The 839-nt window shown below is 68.4% G+C and carries 1 protein-coding gene; it reads right to left on the reverse strand.

Annotation, left to right across the window (positions count from 1 at the left end):
- The coding region (locus AHiyo1_RS10735) for a DUF6807 domain-containing protein (protein WP_172465570.1) at window positions 1–839 on the reverse strand (839 nt) is incomplete at both ends.

Consider the following 839-nt stretch of genomic DNA (forward strand, 5'->3'; position numbering starts at 1 on the left):
CGGCGGAGACCCTGTTGGCCATCAGCTCGGCAACCTCGGCCGGAGACAGCTTGGCGTCGACGATCCACACCGTGAACGTGCGGACCAAGGAGTCGCCTGCGGCAAGCACCACTGGCCGGTCCCACGCGAGGGCCGAACCCACTGCGGGGTAATCCGCCATCCGGACGAACCAAGGATCCGGCGCCTCAGCCGGGGCAGCGAACACCAGGGTGGCGGGGCCTCCAGGGAAGTCGGCTGCCCAAGCCAGCCACGGTGACGCCGAGCCGTGGACTTCGGGTTCGCCGCGACCTTCGGCAGTGAAGACCTCAGCTTCGGCGCACGCAGGCAAGCGCCAGAAAAAGCCGCCGTAGCCGCTTCCGGGGGCGCCGTTTGAGCCGGGGCTGCCCAGCGAGGAGTCGACGACGGCGGTCAGTTCTGTTCTTAGCTCCAGTTGCCAGGTGCGGCGGTCGAGCTGCCGGGAGCCGGTGGTGCGGCGTTCGCGGAGAAGTTCGGCGCCGTCCGATGCCTGCCAACTCAATTCCTGCTCCAGCAAGCCGGGCCCGGACACTGTGGAGCGCTCGATGATGCGCCCATGGTCTTGCCGTTCTTCGTAAGGGCCCGACGCGCGGATGTACGTTTTGCCGCCCCAGAAATTGGTCCCGTTCACATCCTGCAAGGTGAATCCCGCGCCAAGGTGCCAGGGGTGGTCTGCCGGCAGGTGATCGGTTACGGGGACTCCGGCCAGTGTACGGACCGGGTGCAGATAGGGCCGCGGGGAGAGCCGCGTGGCAAGGCCTGTACCGCTCTGCACGGTCGCCAACAGGGCAGCGCCGCCAAGCTCGCCGCCGTCGGGCAGGCTC

This window comes from Arthrobacter sp. Hiyo1, assembly GCF_001263615.2.
GTDB lineage: Bacteria > Actinomycetota > Actinomycetes > Actinomycetales > Micrococcaceae > Arthrobacter.